We start from the raw sequence: 17,561 nt of genomic DNA, 5'->3' as shown, positions 1-17,561 counted from the left end.
TTAGGTAATTAATAATGAACAAAAAAAATATTGAAAATATTTATCCGCTATCACCTACACAACAAGGCATACTCTTTCATACGCTTTACGCCCCAGAATCAGGCGTTTATGTAGTTCAAAGTTGTTATACCTTTAGTAAAAGTCTTAACATTGCAGCTTTTGTGCAAGCTTGGCAACAAGTCATAAATCAGCATCCTATTTTACGCACCTCTTTCTACTGGAAGCAGCACAAAGAGCCGTTTCAGGTAGTAAATAGAAATTTACAGTTACCTTGGCAACAGTACGACTGGCAAGAATTCCCCGTATCCGAACAGCCAAAACGCCTAGAAGCATTTTTACAAGCAGACCGTCAGCAAGGGTTTGATATTTCTCAAGCACCCCTGATGCGTTTGACTCTTATACAGGTAGCCAAAGAAACGTATCATTTTATTTGGAGCAGTCACCACCTAATTTTAGATGGCTGGTCTGGGGCTTTGGTGCTTCAGCAAGTATCTCAAGCTTACGAAGCACTATGTAATGGGCAAGTTATATCGTTACCGCGCTGTCGTTCTTATGCAGAATATATTGCTTGGTTACAGCAACAAGACTTATCACAAGCAGAAGCATTTTGGCGCAAAGCCCTGCAAGGTTTTACTGCTCCTACACAGTTGCGGATAAATAGTTCCGCAAATGGTGCAGCCGGATATAATGAGCAGTCACTAAAGCTATCATCAGCCACAACCGCCGCGCTGCAATCTTTAGCACGACAGCACAAGTTAACTGTAAATACTTTAGTACAAGGAGCTTGGGCTATACTCCTGAGTCGTTACAGTGGGGAGGAAGATGTTCTTTTTGGAGCTACTTCCGCCGGTCGTCCACCTGCATTAGTCGGTTCGGATTCAATGGTAGGGCTGTTTATCAACACCTTGCCAGTGCGGGTACAGGTTTCTGGGGGTGAGTTGCTGATTCCTTGGCTGCAAAAACTCCAGGCGCAACAGGTAGAGGTGCAGCAGTATGAATACAGCCCCTTGGTGCAAGTGCAGGGATGGAGTGAAGTTCCTAGAGATTTGCCTTTGTTCGAGAGTATTTTAGTGTTTGAGAACTACCCTGTAGACGCTTCTTTAAAAGAATGGGCTACAGGAATGCAGATTCTTAATGTACGGTCTGTAGAATCTACAAACTACCCGATTACTATTAGTGCCAATGTAAGTAGAGAGTTATCGTTAGAGATTTTATATGATGGCGATCGCTTCGATACAGCTACCATCACACGAGTGTTAGGTCATCTAAAAACATTATTAGAGGGTATAGCTACTAATCCTCACCAATCTCTCTCCTCGCTACCTTTGCTTACAGCAGCCGAAATCCACCAGCAATTAGTTGAGTGGAATAGTACGCAAACAGAGTATCCCAAAGATAAGTGCATCCATCAATTGTTTGAGGAACAAGCAGAAAAAACACCGGATGCAATAGCTGTAGTGTTTGAAAATGAACAACTCACTTATCGACAACTTAACCAACGAGCAAATCAACTAGCGCACTATTTACAAAAATTGGGTGTTTCTCCAGATGTATTGGTAGGCATTTGTGTAGAGCGCAGCCTGGAGATGATAATCGCAGTTTTGGGAGTTCTGAAAGCTGGTGGTGCTTATGTACCGCTAGATTCAAATCTACCTTCGCAGCGACTGGCTTTCATGTTGCAGGATGCAGATTGTCCAGTCCTATTGACTCAGACGAATTTGGTAGATATCTTGCCCTCTTATCAAGGAAATATCGTTTGTTTGGATGCAGAGTGGCAGTTGATTTTGCAGGAATTAGAATCTAATTTATCTAGTAGCACTGTTAAAGCTGAAAATTTAGCATACCTCATCTATACTTCAGGTTCAACGGGTCAAGCAAAGGGGGTGATGGTTGAGCATAGGAGCCTTGTCAACGCCTATTTTGGTTGGGAAGAAGCTTATCAACTGCGATCGCTAGTACATTCTCATCTGCAAATGGCTAGTTTCTCTTTTGATGTTTTTGTCGGTGATCTGAGTCGTGCTTTATGCTCTGGTGGCAAGTTAGTTTTGTGTCCTCATGATTTTTTACTAGAACCAAAGCAACTGTATGCTTACATCTGCCAACACAAAGTTGATTGTGCTGAATTTGTGCCGACTGTTTTAAATAACCTCATACAGTATTTAGAAAGCAGTCAACAGCGTCTCGGCTTTATGCAGTTGGTAATCTGTGGTTCTGATAGTTGGTATGGCTCAGAATACCGCAAATATCAAACCTTCCTTGGAGAAAAAACACGGCTAATTAACTCCTTTGGTTTAACTGAAGCCACAATTGACAGTTCCTACTTTGAAAGTACTACGGGGAACTTATCAACAGAGCAGTTAGTACCGATTGGGCGGCCCTTTTCTAACACCCAACTTTATATTTTAGATTCTTGCTTGCACCCAGTACCGATTGGTGTTTCTGGAGAACTTTACATTGGTGGTGTCGGTTTAGCAAGAGGTTATCATCATCGCCCAGAGTTAACTGAAGAGAAATTTATATTTAATATTTTTAGTAATGAGCCAGAAGCACGTCTATATAAAACTGGCGATTTAGCCTACTACCAACCTGATAGCAGCATTGTATTTATTGGTCGAACTGATAATCAAGTAAAAATTCGCGGTTTCCGCATCGAATTAGGAGAAATTGAGGCGATATTGGGAAAACACCAAGATGTGCAACAGACAGTTGTTATCGCCAAAGAAAATTCTCTTGTTGCTTACGTAGTTGCTAATTGTCAAGATACACCCACAGTTAGTCAACTGCGAGACTTCCTCAAGCAGCAGCTGCCATATTATATGGTTCCTAACACTTTTGTGTTCTTGGAAAACCTGCCTTTAACACCAAATGGCAAAGTTGACCGCAAAGCCTTGCCAGAAATCGATGCAACTGAACTAAACGAAATTAATGGCTCTGTTGCACCTCGTAACCCTGTAGAAGAAATGCTGGTGGAAATTTGGGCAAACATCCTGGGGCTAGGAAAAGTAAGTATTCACGATAACTTTTTTGAACTAGGTGGACACTCCTTATTAGCTACTCAGGTAATTTCCCAAGTGCGAAAAGCATTTCAGGTAGAAATGCCACTGAGAAATCTGTTTGAAAATCCGACAGTAGCAACCTTTAGCGATAACTTACAAACTATCCGGCAACAACAACTAGGCTTGCCATCTCAATCTCTACATGTGTGCGATCGCCCATCAGAACTACCCCTATCCTTTGCTCAAGCAAGGCTGTGGTTCTTGGATCAGCTAGAGTCGGAAAAATACGCCTACAATATGCCATCTGCGGTCAAATTAATCGGCAATCTCAGTATTGGCGCACTAGAGCAAAGCTTCAACGCAATTATCAACCGTCACGAAGCCTTACGCACTACCTTTGTCATGGGTAGCAAGCAACCCATACAGGTAATTGCAGCCCAACAGACACTGACATTAAAAATAGTGGCTCTGCAAGACTTAGCTGCTGATGAGCAAGAAGATCAAGTACAACGGTTGGCTTTAGAAGAAGCAAAACGTCCCTTTGACCTAATTACAGGGCCATTACTACGAGTGACCTTGTTACAGTTAAACGACACAGAAAATATCTTGCTGTTAACAATGCACCATATTGTTGGCGATGCTTGGTCAATGGAGGTGTTAGTTAGGGAAATAGCAGCATTATACGAAGGTTTTGTTTGCGGTAAGCAACCGCAACTGCCTGAACTACCGATTCAATATGCAGACTTTGCAGTTTGGCAGAGGCAATGGTTGCAAGCAGAGGTACTAGAAACTCAACTTGCCTACTGGAAACAGCAACTCAATGGCATTCCCGCGAGCTTGAATTTACCGACCGATAGACCTCGACCTCCTGTGCAGACTTTCCGGGGAGAAACCACTAGTTTTGCGCTGTCGGTTGAGCTATCTGAAGCTATCAAAACCTTCAGCCGCCAGGAGGGAGTGACATTATTTATGACCCTACTGGCAGTTTTCAAAGTGCTGTTATACCGCTACAGTAATACTGGCGATATTGTAGTCGGTTCACCAATTGCCAATCGTCATCATGCTGAATTGGAAGGATTAATTGGCTTTTTTGTCAATACCCTAGTGCTGCGAACTAACTTATCAGATAATCCGACTTTTCGAGAGTTACTCATTAGGGTGCGCGAAGTCAGCTTGGGAGCTTATGACCATCAAGATTTACCCTTTGATTTGCTGGTGGAAGAATTAAAACCGGAGCGAGACTTGAGCTACACTCCGCTATTCCAAGTCATGTTTATCCTCCAGAATGCACCAAGTTCGGGTATAGAGTTGTCAGGCTTATCTTTGCAGTCGGTGGCAAGTAGCAGCAAAACTGCTAAGTTTGACTTGACCATCTCAATTCAGGAGAATGAGTCAGGAATTAGTGGTGAGTTTGAATACAACAGCGATTTGTTTGATGCGGCAACTATTGCCCACATGGTGGAACATTTCCAAATATTGCTTGCGGGTATTGTGGCTCATCCCCAAGAGCGAGTTGCACAACTGCCTCTACTGACTCCATCAGAGAAACATCAGTTATTGGTGGAGTGGAATAGTACGCAAACAGAGTATCCCCAAGATAAGTGCATCCATCAATTATTTGAGGAACAGGTAGAAAAAACACCAGATGCAGTAGCTGTAGTGTTTGAAGACCAGCAACTAACCTACCGCCAGTTAAACCAGCGAGCAAATCAACTAGCTCACTATTTGCAAAAATGCGGTGTCGCCCCAGAAGTACCAGTTGGGATTTGTGTTGACCGTTCCATTGAGATGGTAGTTGGGTTGTTGGGGATATTAAAAGCTGGTGGTGCTTATGTCCCCCTCGACCCTGCTTATCCCCAGGAACGCTTGGCATATATCAAACAGGATGTGCGATCAGCTACGCTGGGCGTTTCGCGATCGCCACTGCTGCTGACTCAACACAAACTAAAAGTACAATTATTTGAAGAAGCAATACAAGCATTTTGCCTAGATACAGACTGGGAAGAAATTCAACACCATAGTCAAGAAAACCCCGTAATTTCTGCCAAAACAAATAACCTGGCTTATGTGATTTACACTTCAGGCTCAACAGGTAAGCCCAAGGGAGTAGAAATAGCTCATGGTAATGTTGTCAACTTCTTAAATGCCATGCACCAAACTGTGGAGTTGACGCAACAGGATATACTGCTAGCAGTCACTACTATTGCATTTGACATTGCAGCCTTGGAAATCTTCTTACCATTAATGGTTGGTGCAAGTGTCGTAGTAGCTAGCCGAGAAGTAGTAAGCGATGGCGTGCAACTGTCAGCCTTACTTGCCAATTCTCAAGCAACAATCATGCAAGCCACGCCAGCTACTTGGCGAATGCTGCTAGAAGTCGGTTGGCAGGGTAACAAGCAACTTAAGATACTTTGCGGTGGTGAAGCGTTGCCATTACAATTAGCTAATCAATTGTTGCAGCAGTGTCACAGTCTATGGAACTTGTATGGGCCAACAGAAACAACAATTTGGTCTACAGTACAGCAAATAGAGTTTGGCAATCAGCTTGTTTCTATTGGTCGTCCCATCGCCAACACTCAGTTGTATATCTTAGACAGCCACTTACAGCCCACACCAATTGGGGTTCCAGGTGAACTGTACATTGGAGGTATGGGAGTAGGGCGTGGTTATTGGCATCGACCAGAATTAACTTCTCAACGATTCATATCTAATCCTTTTACAGTCCACAAGGAACAAAGGCTGTATAAAACTGGTGACTTAGTTCGCTACTTAAGTGACGGCAAAATTGAATTTCTCGGTCGTCTCGATCATCAAGTAAAAATTCGCGGTTTCCGCATTGAACTCTTAGAAATTGAAGCAATATTGGCAAAATACCCAGATGTGCAACAGACAGTTGTTATTGCCAAGCAAGATTCACTCGTAGGCTATGTAGTTGCTAATTGTCAAGATACACCCACCGTTAGTCAACTGCGAGACTTCCTCAAGCAGCAATTGCCATATTATATGATTCCTAACACTTTTGTGTTCTTGGAAAGCCTGCCTTTAACACCGAATGGCAAGGTTGACCGAAAAGCTTTGCCAGTACCTGAAATAGCTAAACCAGAACATGAAAACAGCTTTATAACTCCTCGTACCCTGTTAGAAAAAGAATTAGTTGGTATCTGGAGTGATATTCTCAACATCCAGCAAGTTGGCATTGATGAGAACTTTTTCGATTTAGGTGGACATTCTTTGTTGATAGTCCAGTTATTTGCACGTATCCGAACCGCTTTCCAAATAGATTTACCCCTAAAGACTCTGTTTGAAGCACCAACCGTAGAAACTCTTGCAGCAAAACTGGAAATAGCCCATCAACCACAATCATCAACAGTTGCTATTACTAATCCTACTTTGGATCTCAAAGCTGAGGCTGTTCTTGATCCAGCAATTACTACTGAAGGTAAACCGATTGAATACATCACTGAACCAGCCTGTGTATTTCTTACAGGTGCAACAGGTTTCTTAGGTGCTTTCTTACTGGATGAACTTCTCCAACAGACACAAGCAGATATCTATTGCTTAGTACGTGCCGCCAATGCTGAGGAAGGTAAGCAGAAGATTCAGCACACTCTAGAATCGTACTTAATTTGGAATGAATCTCATAGCTCTAGAATTATCCCAGTTGTGGGAGATTTATCTCAGCCACTTTTGGGTCTTTCCCAAGCTCAGTTTACAGCACTAGCGAGAAAACTTGATGTTATATATCACAATGGCGCATGGGTGCATCATGCTTCTCCATACTCCAGACTTAAGGCTGCAAATGTGCTGGGAACCCAGGAAGTTTTGCGATTAGCCAGCCAAATAAAAATCAAGCCTGTACATTTTATTTCTACTATTAGCGTTTTCTCTGCACCTACGGGTAATGGAGTGCAGTTGATTCAAGAACAGTTCAGTCTTGATGATTACCCTCTACCAGAAGACGGCTATACTCAAAGTAAATGGGTTGCAGAAAAATTAGTTAGTATTGCCCGCGATCGCGGCTTACCAGTTTCTATTTACAGACCAGGAAGAATATCTGGGGATAGTAAAACAGGTGCGTTTAATCCCAATGACCTCTTATACAGGCTGCTGATAGGATGTATTCAGTTGGGAAGTATCCCAAATGGGAAATTTATACAGGGTTTATTACCTGTTGATTATGTCAGTAAAGCCATAGTCCATTTATCTCAGCAACAAAAATCCTTGGGAAAAGGTTTTCACTTACTTAATCCTCAGCTTCTTGATTTAAAGATGTTGTTTAATAGCATCCGTTCCTTTAGTTACTCACTGGAACAAATTTCTCATGAACAGTGGTATGCAGAATTAGTAAAAATATCTGAACATTCCCCAGACCATCCTTTATATCCACTGATCCCATTTTTTATTACCTCCAATCAAACTCAAAATTTAAAAGAATTAAAGTTCGATTGTGAAAATACAATCAATGAACTTGTTAGCAGTTCTATCTTTTGTCCACTGATAGATGAGAAATTGATCAATACCTATGTTTCCTACTTGATTCGTAGTGGTTTTATCCAAAACCCAAAGCAGCCAGCCGAAAATTACCCTTAATTAACTCACGCCAAGTATAACTATCATGCAAAAAAAGTTTTTTAGCTTACAACAAACCTTATCTACTGCTGATCCCGTACCTCAGAATGGGCAAGAAAATTATTTAGCTCAATTCATTGCTAACTATAACGCGAGAACAAAGACATCCAAACAAATTACACAAAACCATCGTTTTAACTTAGCTGATAGCCGCAATCCTGTGGGTTTTAGTTTGCCTTTAAAAGAGCTTTGCTATCCTATTATTACGAAAAAATCTCTAGGTTCGAGAATTTGGGATGTTGATGGTAATGAATATGTAGATGTTGTTATGGGTTTAGGTATAAATATCTTCGGACATAACCCACTTTTTATCAAAGCGGCGTTACTAGAACAACTAGAAGAAGGTATCCAAATTGGTCTACAAACAGAGTTGGCTGGCGAGGTAGCTGAGTTAATATGTGAAATGACCGGGATGGAGAGAGTTACTTTTAGCAATACAGGTACAGAAGCTGTAATGACAGCAATTCGTATAGCCAGAGCAGTAACAAATCGCTCTAAAATTGTCATATTTTCCGGCTCATATCACGGTCATTTTGATGGAACTTTAGTTAAGGTTAGAAAATTAGAGGGTAAATTGCAAACTGTTCCTTTAACTTGTGGTATACCACAAAGTCTTATAGAAGATGTTTTGGTTTTAGATTACGGAAACCCTGAATCATTAGAAGTAATAAAAGCTCACAAAAATGAATTAGCGGCGGTTTTAGTTGAACCTGTACAAGATAGCAACCTTAATTTACAACCTCAGGAATTTCTGCAACAATTGAGGCAATTAACAACAGAATTGGATATAGCCTTAATTTTCGATGAAATGATTACTGGTTTCCGTATTCATCCAGGTGGAGCGCAGGCATGGTTTGGCATTAAAGCAGATATAGCTACCTATGGAAAAATTCTAGGTGGAGGTATGCCAATTAGTGCCATTGCTGGTAAAGCGGCTTATATGGATAAAATCGATGGGGGAATGTGGAATTATGGAGATTCTTCTTTTCCTAAAGTAAAAACAACATTTTTTGCAGGCACATACTGCAAACATCCTTTATCTTTAGCAGCTGCACGAGCTGTACTGGAGCATCTCAAAGCTCAGGGAGAAAGTTTACAAAGACAGTTGAATCAACGAACATCACAGTTTGTTCAAACATTAAATGATTATTTTGAATCAGAAAACTTGCCTATAAAGATGGGACACTTTGGCTCGTTATTTGCCCCAGTTCCTGCTGGAAATTCTACACAATCAAAGGATGTATCCTCTTCAGGAGCAATGGGTTTAAATTTGTTATCTTATCATCTAATAGAAAAAGGTCTTTTGAGCAGGGGTGGTAGCGGTTTCTTTTCAACAGCCCATACAGATGAAGATATCAATTACATAATTCAGACTGTGAAAGATAGCATTAGTGATTTGCGCTCAGGAGGTTTGTTATAGGTTTTATTTTAGCAAAACCATCAGTAATATTCCCAAATTACACTTTAGACTACTCTGGATTGTCGCGCAACTTATTCCAGAGCGATCGCCTGAAAAATTCACTAGGAAAATTAAAATAATATGCAACTTAAACCTATTGAACGCATTGAAAAACCAACCGTGGAAGAATTCCAACATGAGTTTGTCATGCAAGACAAGCCAGTAATTATCTCTGGTGTAGCTAATGAGTGGCCAGCTTGTTCTCTGTGGAAGCCGGACACCTTGAAAAGTATGTTTGGAAATGTACGTGTTCCTGTGAGACAAAGTGACAATGAAATCAATGTATTCTTTGGTGAATCAACAGCACTAACAGAAATATCAGTTGCTGATTATATAGATAGCATTGAATTACTTAATACAGATAGCCAGCGTCCATCATATCTTGGCAATCTTTCTTTAACTTCACCCCTGGCTCAAGAATACTTTGATCACTTAAAGCCACATTTTGAATTTCCTAATTATTTCCCAGAAAATAGCGGATTTGATATTCGGATATGGATAGGAGCAGCTAATCAAAAATCAACAATCCATAACGATCCAGATGATAACTTTAATGCTCAAATATTTGGCAAGAAAGTATTTATTTTATTTGCACCAGAAGAATACGAAAAAATTTATGTAAAGAAAATTGACGATGAGCTTTGGTCAAGTCCTATTGATCCACAGCAACCAAACTTAGAAATGTTTCCCCTATTTAGTGAAGCTAATGGATTAGAAGCCGTTTTAAACGCAGGCGATATACTGTTTATTCCCGCTTTTTGGTGGCATCAAGCCCTATCTCTTACCACCACCATAAATATTAATATGTGGGTATATACCAATAAAATATGTAAAATTTGGGAACAACATCCTGTTTTTACTCAGAATTTTACTAAAGCTTGAACTTAATAATTACATAGTATTTTTTCTTAATCAGCTTAAACTTTTAAATCTGATTAGTTTTGATGCTTGGTTTAAAGCAATGTTCTGCTCTAGCTATCTTATTTTTTGTGCTGGTCAAGAAAGTTAACAGTATGTGCAATTAAAAAAGAGCAAAATTTTCTGTCATTGTGTTAGGAGTTTAACTTTGAAAGAAGAATATATTTCTCAACCCAACTTCCGCACCTTTTTACTTATCTGGGGCACTCAGGTGCTGTCAATGCTTGGCTCCGAAATGACTGATTTTGCTATTACACTATGGGCTTGGAATATTACAGGTAAAGCAACCTCCTTATCCTTAATTATCCTTTTTAACCAATTGCCCAGATTAATTACTACTCTATTTGCTGGCATAATTGTTGACCGTTGTAATCGCAAAGTTTTGATGATTTTAGGCGATGCAGCATCGGGTATCTCTACTATTAGTATCTTTTTACTTTTTTTAACTAACCACCTAGAAATTTGGCATATATACGCCTCTGCTGTCATACTTGGGCCTTTTCGTCACCTGCAATATTTCGCATTTTCAACTTCAATTTCTCTGGTTGTTCCTAAACAGCATTACACCAGAGCTGTTGTCATGAGTGAACAAATAGGTCAGTTTAGCTCGAATATCATAGCGCCAGGGCTAGCTGGGGCACTTTACTATGTAATAGGTCTGCAAGGTATTTTAGCCGTTGATATAGTTACATTTATACTGGCGATCGGTACCATCTGCATCGTACATATACCACAACCTTTACCAAGTGAGAAGGATTTAGAAGAGGCAAATATTTGGCAAGATTTGACATTTGGTTTACGCTACATTATTAAAAGCTCTGGTTTACTAAATCTTCTATTATTCTTATTCATATTTCACTCAATTGATTCTATTCTTTTTGGAATACATTCGTCTTTTCTGTTGGCTCGCAGTGGCAGCGATCCCGCAGTGTTTGCCAGCATCCAATCTGCTATTGGTTTAGGCGGTCTAGTTGGTGCTTTAGGGCTGAGTGTTTGGGGCGGTTTTAAACCCCGCATTCACGGTTTATTACTAGGCATCATATTGCATTACAGCATCATGATGGTCTTTAGCTTGGCAAATCTACCTTCAACTTGGATGATTACTGGCTTTTTGGCATCTGTATTTTGGCCGTGGGTTTCTAGTTCAAATCAAGTAATTTGGCTATCTAAAGTACCACCAAATGTGCAAGGACGAGTTTTTACTACTCGCTATCTATTCACTCTCATAGCTTCACCGTTAGGCTTGGCGATCGCTGGGCCTTTGGCGGATAATTTTTTCCGCCCAGCGATGATGCCTGAAGGTAGCCTAGCGCCTATATTCGGCAGTTTTTTTGGTACTGGTTCTAGTTCAGGGATGGCACTGCAATATACTCTGTTTTCGTTCTTGGGTGTACTTCTTGGTTTAGCTGGATATACTTGGCAAAGGCTGCGAAATGTAGAAAGTATTGTGCCTGACTATGATGCTGGAGAGCGATCGCCAAAGCAGGGTTAGTACGTCAAACCCTATTAACAAGGAAGCGATCGCATTTTATTGGATCTTAAGTAAGTCGGCTCCTGGTTACAAAGGTGTTCAGAAAGCTCTCAATCGCTTGATTGCTGAACTGACTTACCCAAACAAGAGCGTTTTTGACTTCGCCAACAGCATCGATTGCTCATTTACCTCCACTAATTTCCTGGAAGTTCTGCGTGATGGAGTGTTGAGGAATTTCACCTTGATCATCAATATTGAATTACTATATTGCACCCAACTGAGAACCGCTATATTTCTTGGATGCGATCGCCCCAGGCATTTCCAAAAACTAAGCTTAAGTCTAGACAGCATCAGCCTTATAGACTAATTATTGTCCCTGAAAAGTTTGTGGGTGATCGCAAACGCTAAAAGTAGACTATTGACCTCAGAATATTTTACGTTCTTCTAGATGAGCAAGAATATCTGAGCGATCGCGCCACACAGCCCGCAATTTTTTGTTAGCGAACATCTGTAACTGATCGCCAATGTGGGGCGATCCGGGTTGAGATGCATTACCGTAGCTGGTGAGTGCCATTGCTCGTACAGGGTTAGAAAATTCAATTGCAGCAACATAGGAATCACCTCCAACAGCTTGGAACTGCCCGTTTATTCCAGGAGCAGACTCTAGTACCCGAAAAATTCCCAGGTCGTCATCTCCACCATTACCAGGCAAATCGACATCACCTAACCGTAGCCGAAAAACCTGACCCCACGGTACATCAAGCGCTCCATAGGTCTTTTCTACTTCTGCTGCGACTGCTTGCAGAGTTGCAACTGCACTTTCAGGATTAGCTAAACCATCGGGTGTGGTGCGTGGAGAGTTTTCATTCCAGGGTTTACTAAACGTTTTATCTAAGTCCATCTGTTGCACCCAAAAAGCAAATAATACGGCCCCGCAACTATCTGCATTGGCTTGCCGATCCCAGGCTTCTAGGACATTGGCTGCTTTTTGTCCTAAACCCTGACCATATTTGCGTGCAGCCGGAATTAAATCATCCAAAATCCGATCGGCCAATTCCATACGAGTAGAGTGCTTGTATGCAACCATTTCATCAAAAGAGATTTTGTCATCCTCAGCCAGCATTCTTACAGAACGTTGGGAGCGAAAATCCATGAAACGAGGTGCCATGTAAGGCGGGTAATTATCTGCTTTAATGGCGGCTGGAAATGTAGTTGTCCAAGGTGGATCGTTTGTATTTTGCAACCAGCCACTCTTCGGGTCAACTATGCGCGGTAAATCTTGGTAAGGATGAAGTTTTGTCCACAAGGTTTTAGATGTATTTCCTGGGATTATGCCTTCCCAGTATTCAAAATCACCACTAGAGCGTACTGGAACTTGACCGTTAAATAGGTGCATAATATGCCCTTCTCGATCCGCATACATCACCGTAAACATCGGCAATTGCAAGCGCTGGAGTGTCTTTTCAAACTGGGCAAGATTTTTTGCTCGTGCCATATCCCACCACTCTTGGAGTACACCTGGTCGGTCAAGACCTGCAACTCTTAGCGCCACGGCTTTACCATTTTTCTCGGCTACCACAGGCCCGTGGACAGAACTTTTCACGACTAATGGTTGCTCTTGCAAGGAGCCATCTTTCTGCTTCACCTTTAAGGAGAGGGTTTTTGTCTGAAAGTTACGAACTTTGTCATCAAACTGGTATCCATTACCTGCCAGTGTGAGTTCATAAACATCCCAACCATCATAAGTATTGACGGTGTGAGTCCAACCTAAGTTGTTGTTAAAGGCGATCGCTAATACAGGAATACCTACAAGTGTTGCCCCATAAGCATCAATCCCTGGTGCGGTGATTTGGGCTTCATACCACAAAAATAAATTTGACCAAGGTAGGTGTGGGTTTGCTAGCAACATGGTATTCCCATTCGCAGAATGACTTGGTGCGATCGCCCAACCATTAGATCCTGCTTGCAACTTTTCTTTGCTCAGGTCTAATACTGACTCTGGATTTACCACAAAGGTGAAATTGACTACCCGATGTAAGTGAGCCATGACATCTTCTGCCCTGACTGGTAGCACTATCTCAACTTGATTGTCAATTAACTTCGGATTTTGTTTTGCATAAGCATTGATCCCAGCAGCAAAAGCATCAAGATAACTACGAAAAGTTGGACTCTGTGCTTTGTACCAAGTACTAGCGCGTTGTGGTACTCCCGCAGTCTGTACCCAACGATCTGACTCTAGGTATTCCTTTCCCCAATATTCGGCTGCGCGTCCCCGTGCTTGACCATAGAGACGCAAAAGTAAATCTCCATGACTTTGCATTTGTGCCCAACCAAAGGCATAAAATGCACTCTGGTTATCTTTCCCGTAAATATGCGGCACACCGTATGTATCCCATAATATCTCTGTGGATTTTGTTGGTACAGCTATAGTGCGGCTTCCGACAAACAAAACCAGTATCAAGCTGAGTATTAAGGGTAAAACGCGTATTGATTTTCTTTTGTAAACTCTGACTAAACTATCAATCCTCATTAACACCACCATTTACAGATGTAACGCTTGGTGACTAAAACTGCTTATTGGTCAAAAGACAAGCAGGAGAGAAGAGTTTTCCCTTTGCCCTTCTGCACCTCTACTAAGAAACTTCCAAATAAAAAAACATCCAACTCTTCTTGTGGGGTAGGCCAAAGAGCTAACCAGTAACTGAGGGCGGACAAGATGTCCACCCCACAAGTAGTAGTAAATTATTTCTTGGTCATTTCAAAGAGCAGCCTCTTGGTAACAAGGTAAAGCTGCACGCAAGTGACTTTGACAAAGCAGATTTAAGTTGATCTAACAATACCACTTTGTTGAGAAATTATATCAAAGCTAGAATTGCATCTTCTACTCAATTTAAAAAATGGGGGAAAGGCTACACGATCATGTAATCTATATATTTATCAAAAAAGATTATCAACTGTAATGATTACAAAGCTGTTAAATATTGAGACTGCCCATTGAAAAAACAACTAACCAGCAGAGCATAATATTTTCAAGTGACAGCAGGATCAAATGATAAAAGCGACTACACTTGCGAGCAATGCGATTTTGTGAGATGACCTCACCTGGAGAGCGATCGCTAATCAACTTTCACGTATAGACTTAGTATTTAATACAATAATTGTAGTAATCTTGCTTAGAAGATACAACTAGCCGACCTCACAAAATGGCATTGCTCCCGTAATACAAGCCAGAATGGACTACAACTAGCATCTTGTGGAGAAAATATGCAGTTGACAAAACCTCTGATAGAGAAGGCTTTACGCTATGCTAAGGACAAAAATTATAAAATTTATGCCTAAAGAAATAAGCATAAAGTTCACCTTACTATGACTAAATGTGTGTACACAGAATATTCACTCCCAATCAATATCTCTATAGATAGAAATAAAAAAGCTAATTTTAATAGAATTACACCTGTAGACTCACGCAATTTAAACTAAAAAAGCTAATACTAAAACATAACTTTACCATCCTACAAGCTGGTTGTAATCAAAAATTATAGTCCAGTAGTAAATAGAGAAAATAGTACAAACAATGGCAACTTCTACAGACCGCGCTCAAGAGATTCAAAAGCTGTATGAACTAATCAAAGATATTGATTATGGTATGTTTACCACAGTCGATGATGATGGAAGTTTGCATAGTTACCCCATGTCAAAAAGTGGTGAGATTAACGATGAAGCCACACTCTGGTTCTTTACTTACGCTGGTTCCCATAAGGTAGCTGAGATTGAACATCATGAGCAGGTCAATGTTAGTTTTTCGTCACCTCAACAGCAGCAATATGTTTCTATCTCAGGTACATCACAACTAGTGAAAGACCGCAACAAGATGCGAGAATTATGGAAGCCGGAACTTCAAACCTGGTTTCCTAAAGGATTGGATGAACCCGATATTGCCTTGATTGAGGTGAATATTAACCAGGTGAATTATTGGGATAGTGTATCGAGTTTTAAGCCACAAATAATTAGTTTTTAACACCATCACGACTTTAAAGAATTTGTACTTAATAATTACGAATTATTTAAGGTCGTGTAATTGTTGGAGTAAATTGGCAAAGACTAAATATTTTAAATTAAGAAAAATGTAATGACAGGTAAAAATAATGATGAATCCGCACAAAACCATCTGTCTTTAGAGGTAAAGCTAAAGCGGCGGCATTTTTTAAAAGGTACATCATAGCCCCCTCCTAGCTTGCTCTAAGCAGTGTGGTTTCATACAACCAGAGAAAAAACTAAAACTGGGTTTCAAAGCCTCTCCCCGAAACGGAGAGAGGTTTGGAGATGGGTAAAAAGCTATATCACAAAATGAGAAATCAAGACTTATATATTTTTATTTCTTCGTATGAAAGCACCTTGCCTTTCTAGCTTGCTCTTAGGGGGTTGGGTTATTAAGGGCCGAGAACAGCTATATTTAACATTACTCCATCAAGTAAGGAAAAGAAATTTATGCCTTACCAAGAGATTGCAGACTTACCTGATTCAGTCAAAGATCACTTACCCAAACACGCCCAAGAAATTTTTCGAGCTGCATTTAACAATGCTCAAGAAGAATATGATGAAGAGGAGCGTGCTTTTCGTGTTGCTTGGAGCGCTGTGAAACGCGATTATGAAAAAGGCAACGATGGGCAATGGCACAAAAAGCCAGAATAGCTCGGATCGTATTCAGCAGTTTTATTAATTTTGCACAAAAAATCTTTGTTAAAAAGGAAATCCTTATGAATTACCTTGTTGCAGTTTTACCAGATCGAATACAAGTAGAAGCCGCTTACTCTGCTCTGGAAAAAGCAGGCTTGCCAACTTCACAAGTGAATATTTTGGGAGATGGTTATCTAAGTGCTGATGAATTTGGAATGATTGATCCCGACAAGCAAGCCCGCAAACAATCAACTCGGCTCTTTGGGGGGCTTGTAATCTTTGGATTTGTTGCAGGTTATGCCTTCAACCATTTCACAGAAGTTGAACTATTTCCCCAGTTTGCTCGATTTGGCAATGAATTTCTTGCCGGCATTTTAGGAGCTATAGGCGGTGCTTTGGGGGCTGCTTTAATTGGTCGCGGAACCGGCATAACAGTTGGCAGTGGCGATGCTTTACCCTATCGTAACCGTCTGAATGCTGGTAAATACCTAATTGTAGTTACCGGAAATGAGGATTTAACACGCGAAGCTTCGCGTGTACTGGGTCAATTTGAACCAGAGAATATTCAAGGCTATACAGACTATTCTCAAAAGAGCAAACTTGTGAGGAATTAAGTATCTACATCGGGTTCAACGCCGAGCGCTCGTAGTTGTGCAATCAACCGTTCAGCCCGTTGTCTTTCTTGTTCAGCCCGTTGGCTTTCTTGTTCTGTAGAAGTCAATACCCAGGACCCTGTCCAATCATACCAGCGCAACCACGGCTGTTCTACGTTTTGATACTGTCCCTGCCACACACCCAAGCCTAATTCTAATTCCGGTATCCAAAAACGTGGCTCTGAGAGTGCTATCTCAGCATAACGACCACCTTCCAATTTAAATACTCTAAACTCATATTTGTACCGATCAAATACTACATAATAAGGAACACGTAGAATCCGTTCATATACTTCCCATTTTCCTGGCGGTTGCTTGATATCCCGCAATGTCTGTCCCAAGTCTTCCTTTTCAGTGCCTGGAGACAGCAATTCAACCACAATAAAAGGATGAACTCCCTCTTGCCAAACAACATAACTTAAGCGTAAATCTCGTTGTTCGTAGAGACGCGAAACACCTAAAACAGCAAACCAATCTGGCCGTTTATGCCACAGTGGATGGCGCGGATCGTAATAAAGATTCAGATCGCTAGCAACAAATATCTCATCACTAGGATAATTCTGTGGACGAAAGGTTTCGTCTAACAGACGAGGTTGCAATAAATGAAACTGATCGGGCAAACCAGGCTCCTCTGGGTCTTCACTGGGAAGATCATACATGGTCGGCAATACATCTTTTGGCGATCGCGGCGGGTCAGTTTGATACATCATAAAGCAGTCGTAATGATGAAACTCTCAGTTCTATTATGATTCAATTGT

Annotated in this window: 10 protein-coding genes; 8 read left to right on the top strand and 2 right to left on the bottom strand. The window is 41.0% G+C overall.

Going from position 1 to position 17,561, the window contains the following annotated elements; translation table 11 throughout:
• Nucleotides 1–14: 14 nt before the first annotated feature.
• The 5 genes from GNF10_RS02480 (at nt 15) to GNF10_RS02460 (ending at nt 11,840) form a co-directional block, all read left to right on the top strand.
• Nucleotides 15–7,586 carry a non-ribosomal peptide synthetase gene (locus GNF10_RS02480; protein ID WP_185580373.1) on the top strand — a complete coding sequence of 2,524 codons (7,572 nt, stop codon included), beginning with the start codon at nt 15–17 and terminating at the stop codon, nt 7,584–7,586.
• Between the two features lie 211 nt (nt 7,587–7,797).
• Nucleotides 7,798–9,045: an aspartate aminotransferase family protein gene (locus GNF10_RS02475; RefSeq protein WP_311774095.1), complete on the top strand. Its 1,248-nt coding sequence runs from the start codon at nt 7,798–7,800 to the stop codon at nt 9,043–9,045.
• Between the two features lie 120 nt (nt 9,046–9,165).
• On the top strand, nt 9,166–9,966 hold the full coding sequence (locus tag GNF10_RS02470) for a cupin-like domain-containing protein (RefSeq protein ID WP_185580371.1): 801 nt from the start codon (nt 9,166–9,168) through the stop codon (nt 9,964–9,966).
• A gap of 184 nt (nt 9,967–10,150) precedes the next feature.
• The gene (locus tag GNF10_RS02465; RefSeq protein WP_185585901.1) at nt 10,151–11,494 is read left to right on the top strand and encodes an MFS transporter; all 1,344 of its coding nucleotides are present in this window, start codon (nt 10,151–10,153) and stop codon (nt 11,492–11,494) included.
• Nucleotides 11,460–11,840: a hypothetical protein gene (locus tag GNF10_RS02460; RefSeq protein WP_185585903.1), complete on the top strand. Its 381-nt coding sequence runs from the start codon at nt 11,460–11,462 to the stop codon at nt 11,838–11,840. The genes GNF10_RS02465 and GNF10_RS02460 overlap by 35 nt, the downstream gene beginning before the upstream one ends.
• A 57-nt stretch (nt 11,841–11,897) precedes the next feature.
• Here the strand turns inward: GNF10_RS02460 and GNF10_RS02455 are convergent, their stop codons facing one another.
• On the bottom strand, nt 11,898–14,003 hold the full coding sequence (locus tag GNF10_RS02455; RefSeq protein ID WP_185585902.1) for an acylase: 2,106 nt from the start codon (nt 14,001–14,003) through the stop codon (nt 11,898–11,900).
• A 1,044-nt stretch (nt 14,004–15,047) separates the two neighbouring features.
• Between GNF10_RS02455 and GNF10_RS02450 the strand changes: the two genes are divergently transcribed.
• The 3 genes from GNF10_RS02450 (at nt 15,048) to GNF10_RS02440 (ending at nt 16,764) form a co-directional block, all read left to right on the top strand.
• A complete protein-coding gene (locus GNF10_RS02450; protein WP_185585290.1) occupies nt 15,048–15,491 on the top strand; it encodes a pyridoxamine 5'-phosphate oxidase family protein in 444 nt (147 codons plus the stop codon).
• A gap of 470 nt (nt 15,492–15,961) precedes the next feature.
• Nucleotides 15,962–16,165 carry a ChaB family protein gene (locus GNF10_RS02445; RefSeq protein WP_185585289.1) on the top strand — a complete coding sequence of 68 codons (204 nt, stop codon included), beginning with the start codon at nt 15,962–15,964 and terminating at the stop codon, nt 16,163–16,165.
• A 65-nt stretch (nt 16,166–16,230) separates the two neighbouring features.
• Nucleotides 16,231–16,764, top strand: coding sequence for a hypothetical protein (locus GNF10_RS02440; protein WP_185585288.1), 534 nt, complete (start codon nt 16,231–16,233; stop codon nt 16,762–16,764).
• Here GNF10_RS02440 and GNF10_RS02435 read toward each other — a convergent pair.
• On the bottom strand, nt 16,761–17,510 hold the full coding sequence (locus GNF10_RS02435) for a Uma2 family endonuclease (protein WP_185585292.1): 750 nt from the start codon (nt 17,508–17,510) through the stop codon (nt 16,761–16,763). The genes GNF10_RS02440 and GNF10_RS02435 overlap by 4 nt on opposite strands.
• Nucleotides 17,511–17,561: the final 51 nt, after the last annotated feature.

This window comes from Nostoc sp. UCD121 (genome assembly GCF_014222285.1).
Taxonomy (GTDB): Bacteria; Cyanobacteriota; Cyanobacteriia; order Cyanobacteriales; family Nostocaceae; genus Nostoc.
Note: the sequence above shows the minus strand (reverse complement) of the source record. Positions and strands in the feature narration are given on the sequence as shown.

Bases quoted from the DNA above. Each gene is read 5' to 3' on its own strand.
- GNF10_RS02450 (WP_185585290.1), top strand. From the start codon at position 15,048: ATGGCAACTTCTACAGACCGCGCTCAAGAGATTCAAAAGCTGTATGAA.
- GNF10_RS02455 (WP_185585902.1), bottom strand. From the start codon at position 14,003: ATGAGGATTGATAGTTTAGTCAGAGTTTACAAAAGAAAATCAATACGC.
- GNF10_RS02440 (WP_185585288.1), top strand. From the start codon at position 16,231: ATGAATTACCTTGTTGCAGTTTTACCAGATCGAATACAAGTAGAAGCC.
- GNF10_RS02445 (WP_185585289.1), top strand. From the start codon at position 15,962: ATGCCTTACCAAGAGATTGCAGACTTACCTGATTCAGTCAAAGATCAC.
- GNF10_RS02435 (WP_185585292.1), bottom strand. From the start codon at position 17,510: ATGTATCAAACTGACCCGCCGCGATCGCCAAAAGATGTATTGCCGACC.
- GNF10_RS02470 (WP_185580371.1), top strand. From the start codon at position 9,166: ATGCAACTTAAACCTATTGAACGCATTGAAAAACCAACCGTGGAAGAA.
- GNF10_RS02480 (WP_185580373.1), top strand. From the start codon at position 15: ATGAACAAAAAAAATATTGAAAATATTTATCCGCTATCACCTACACAA.
- GNF10_RS02460 (WP_185585903.1), top strand. From the start codon at position 11,460: ATGATGCTGGAGAGCGATCGCCAAAGCAGGGTTAGTACGTCAAACCCT.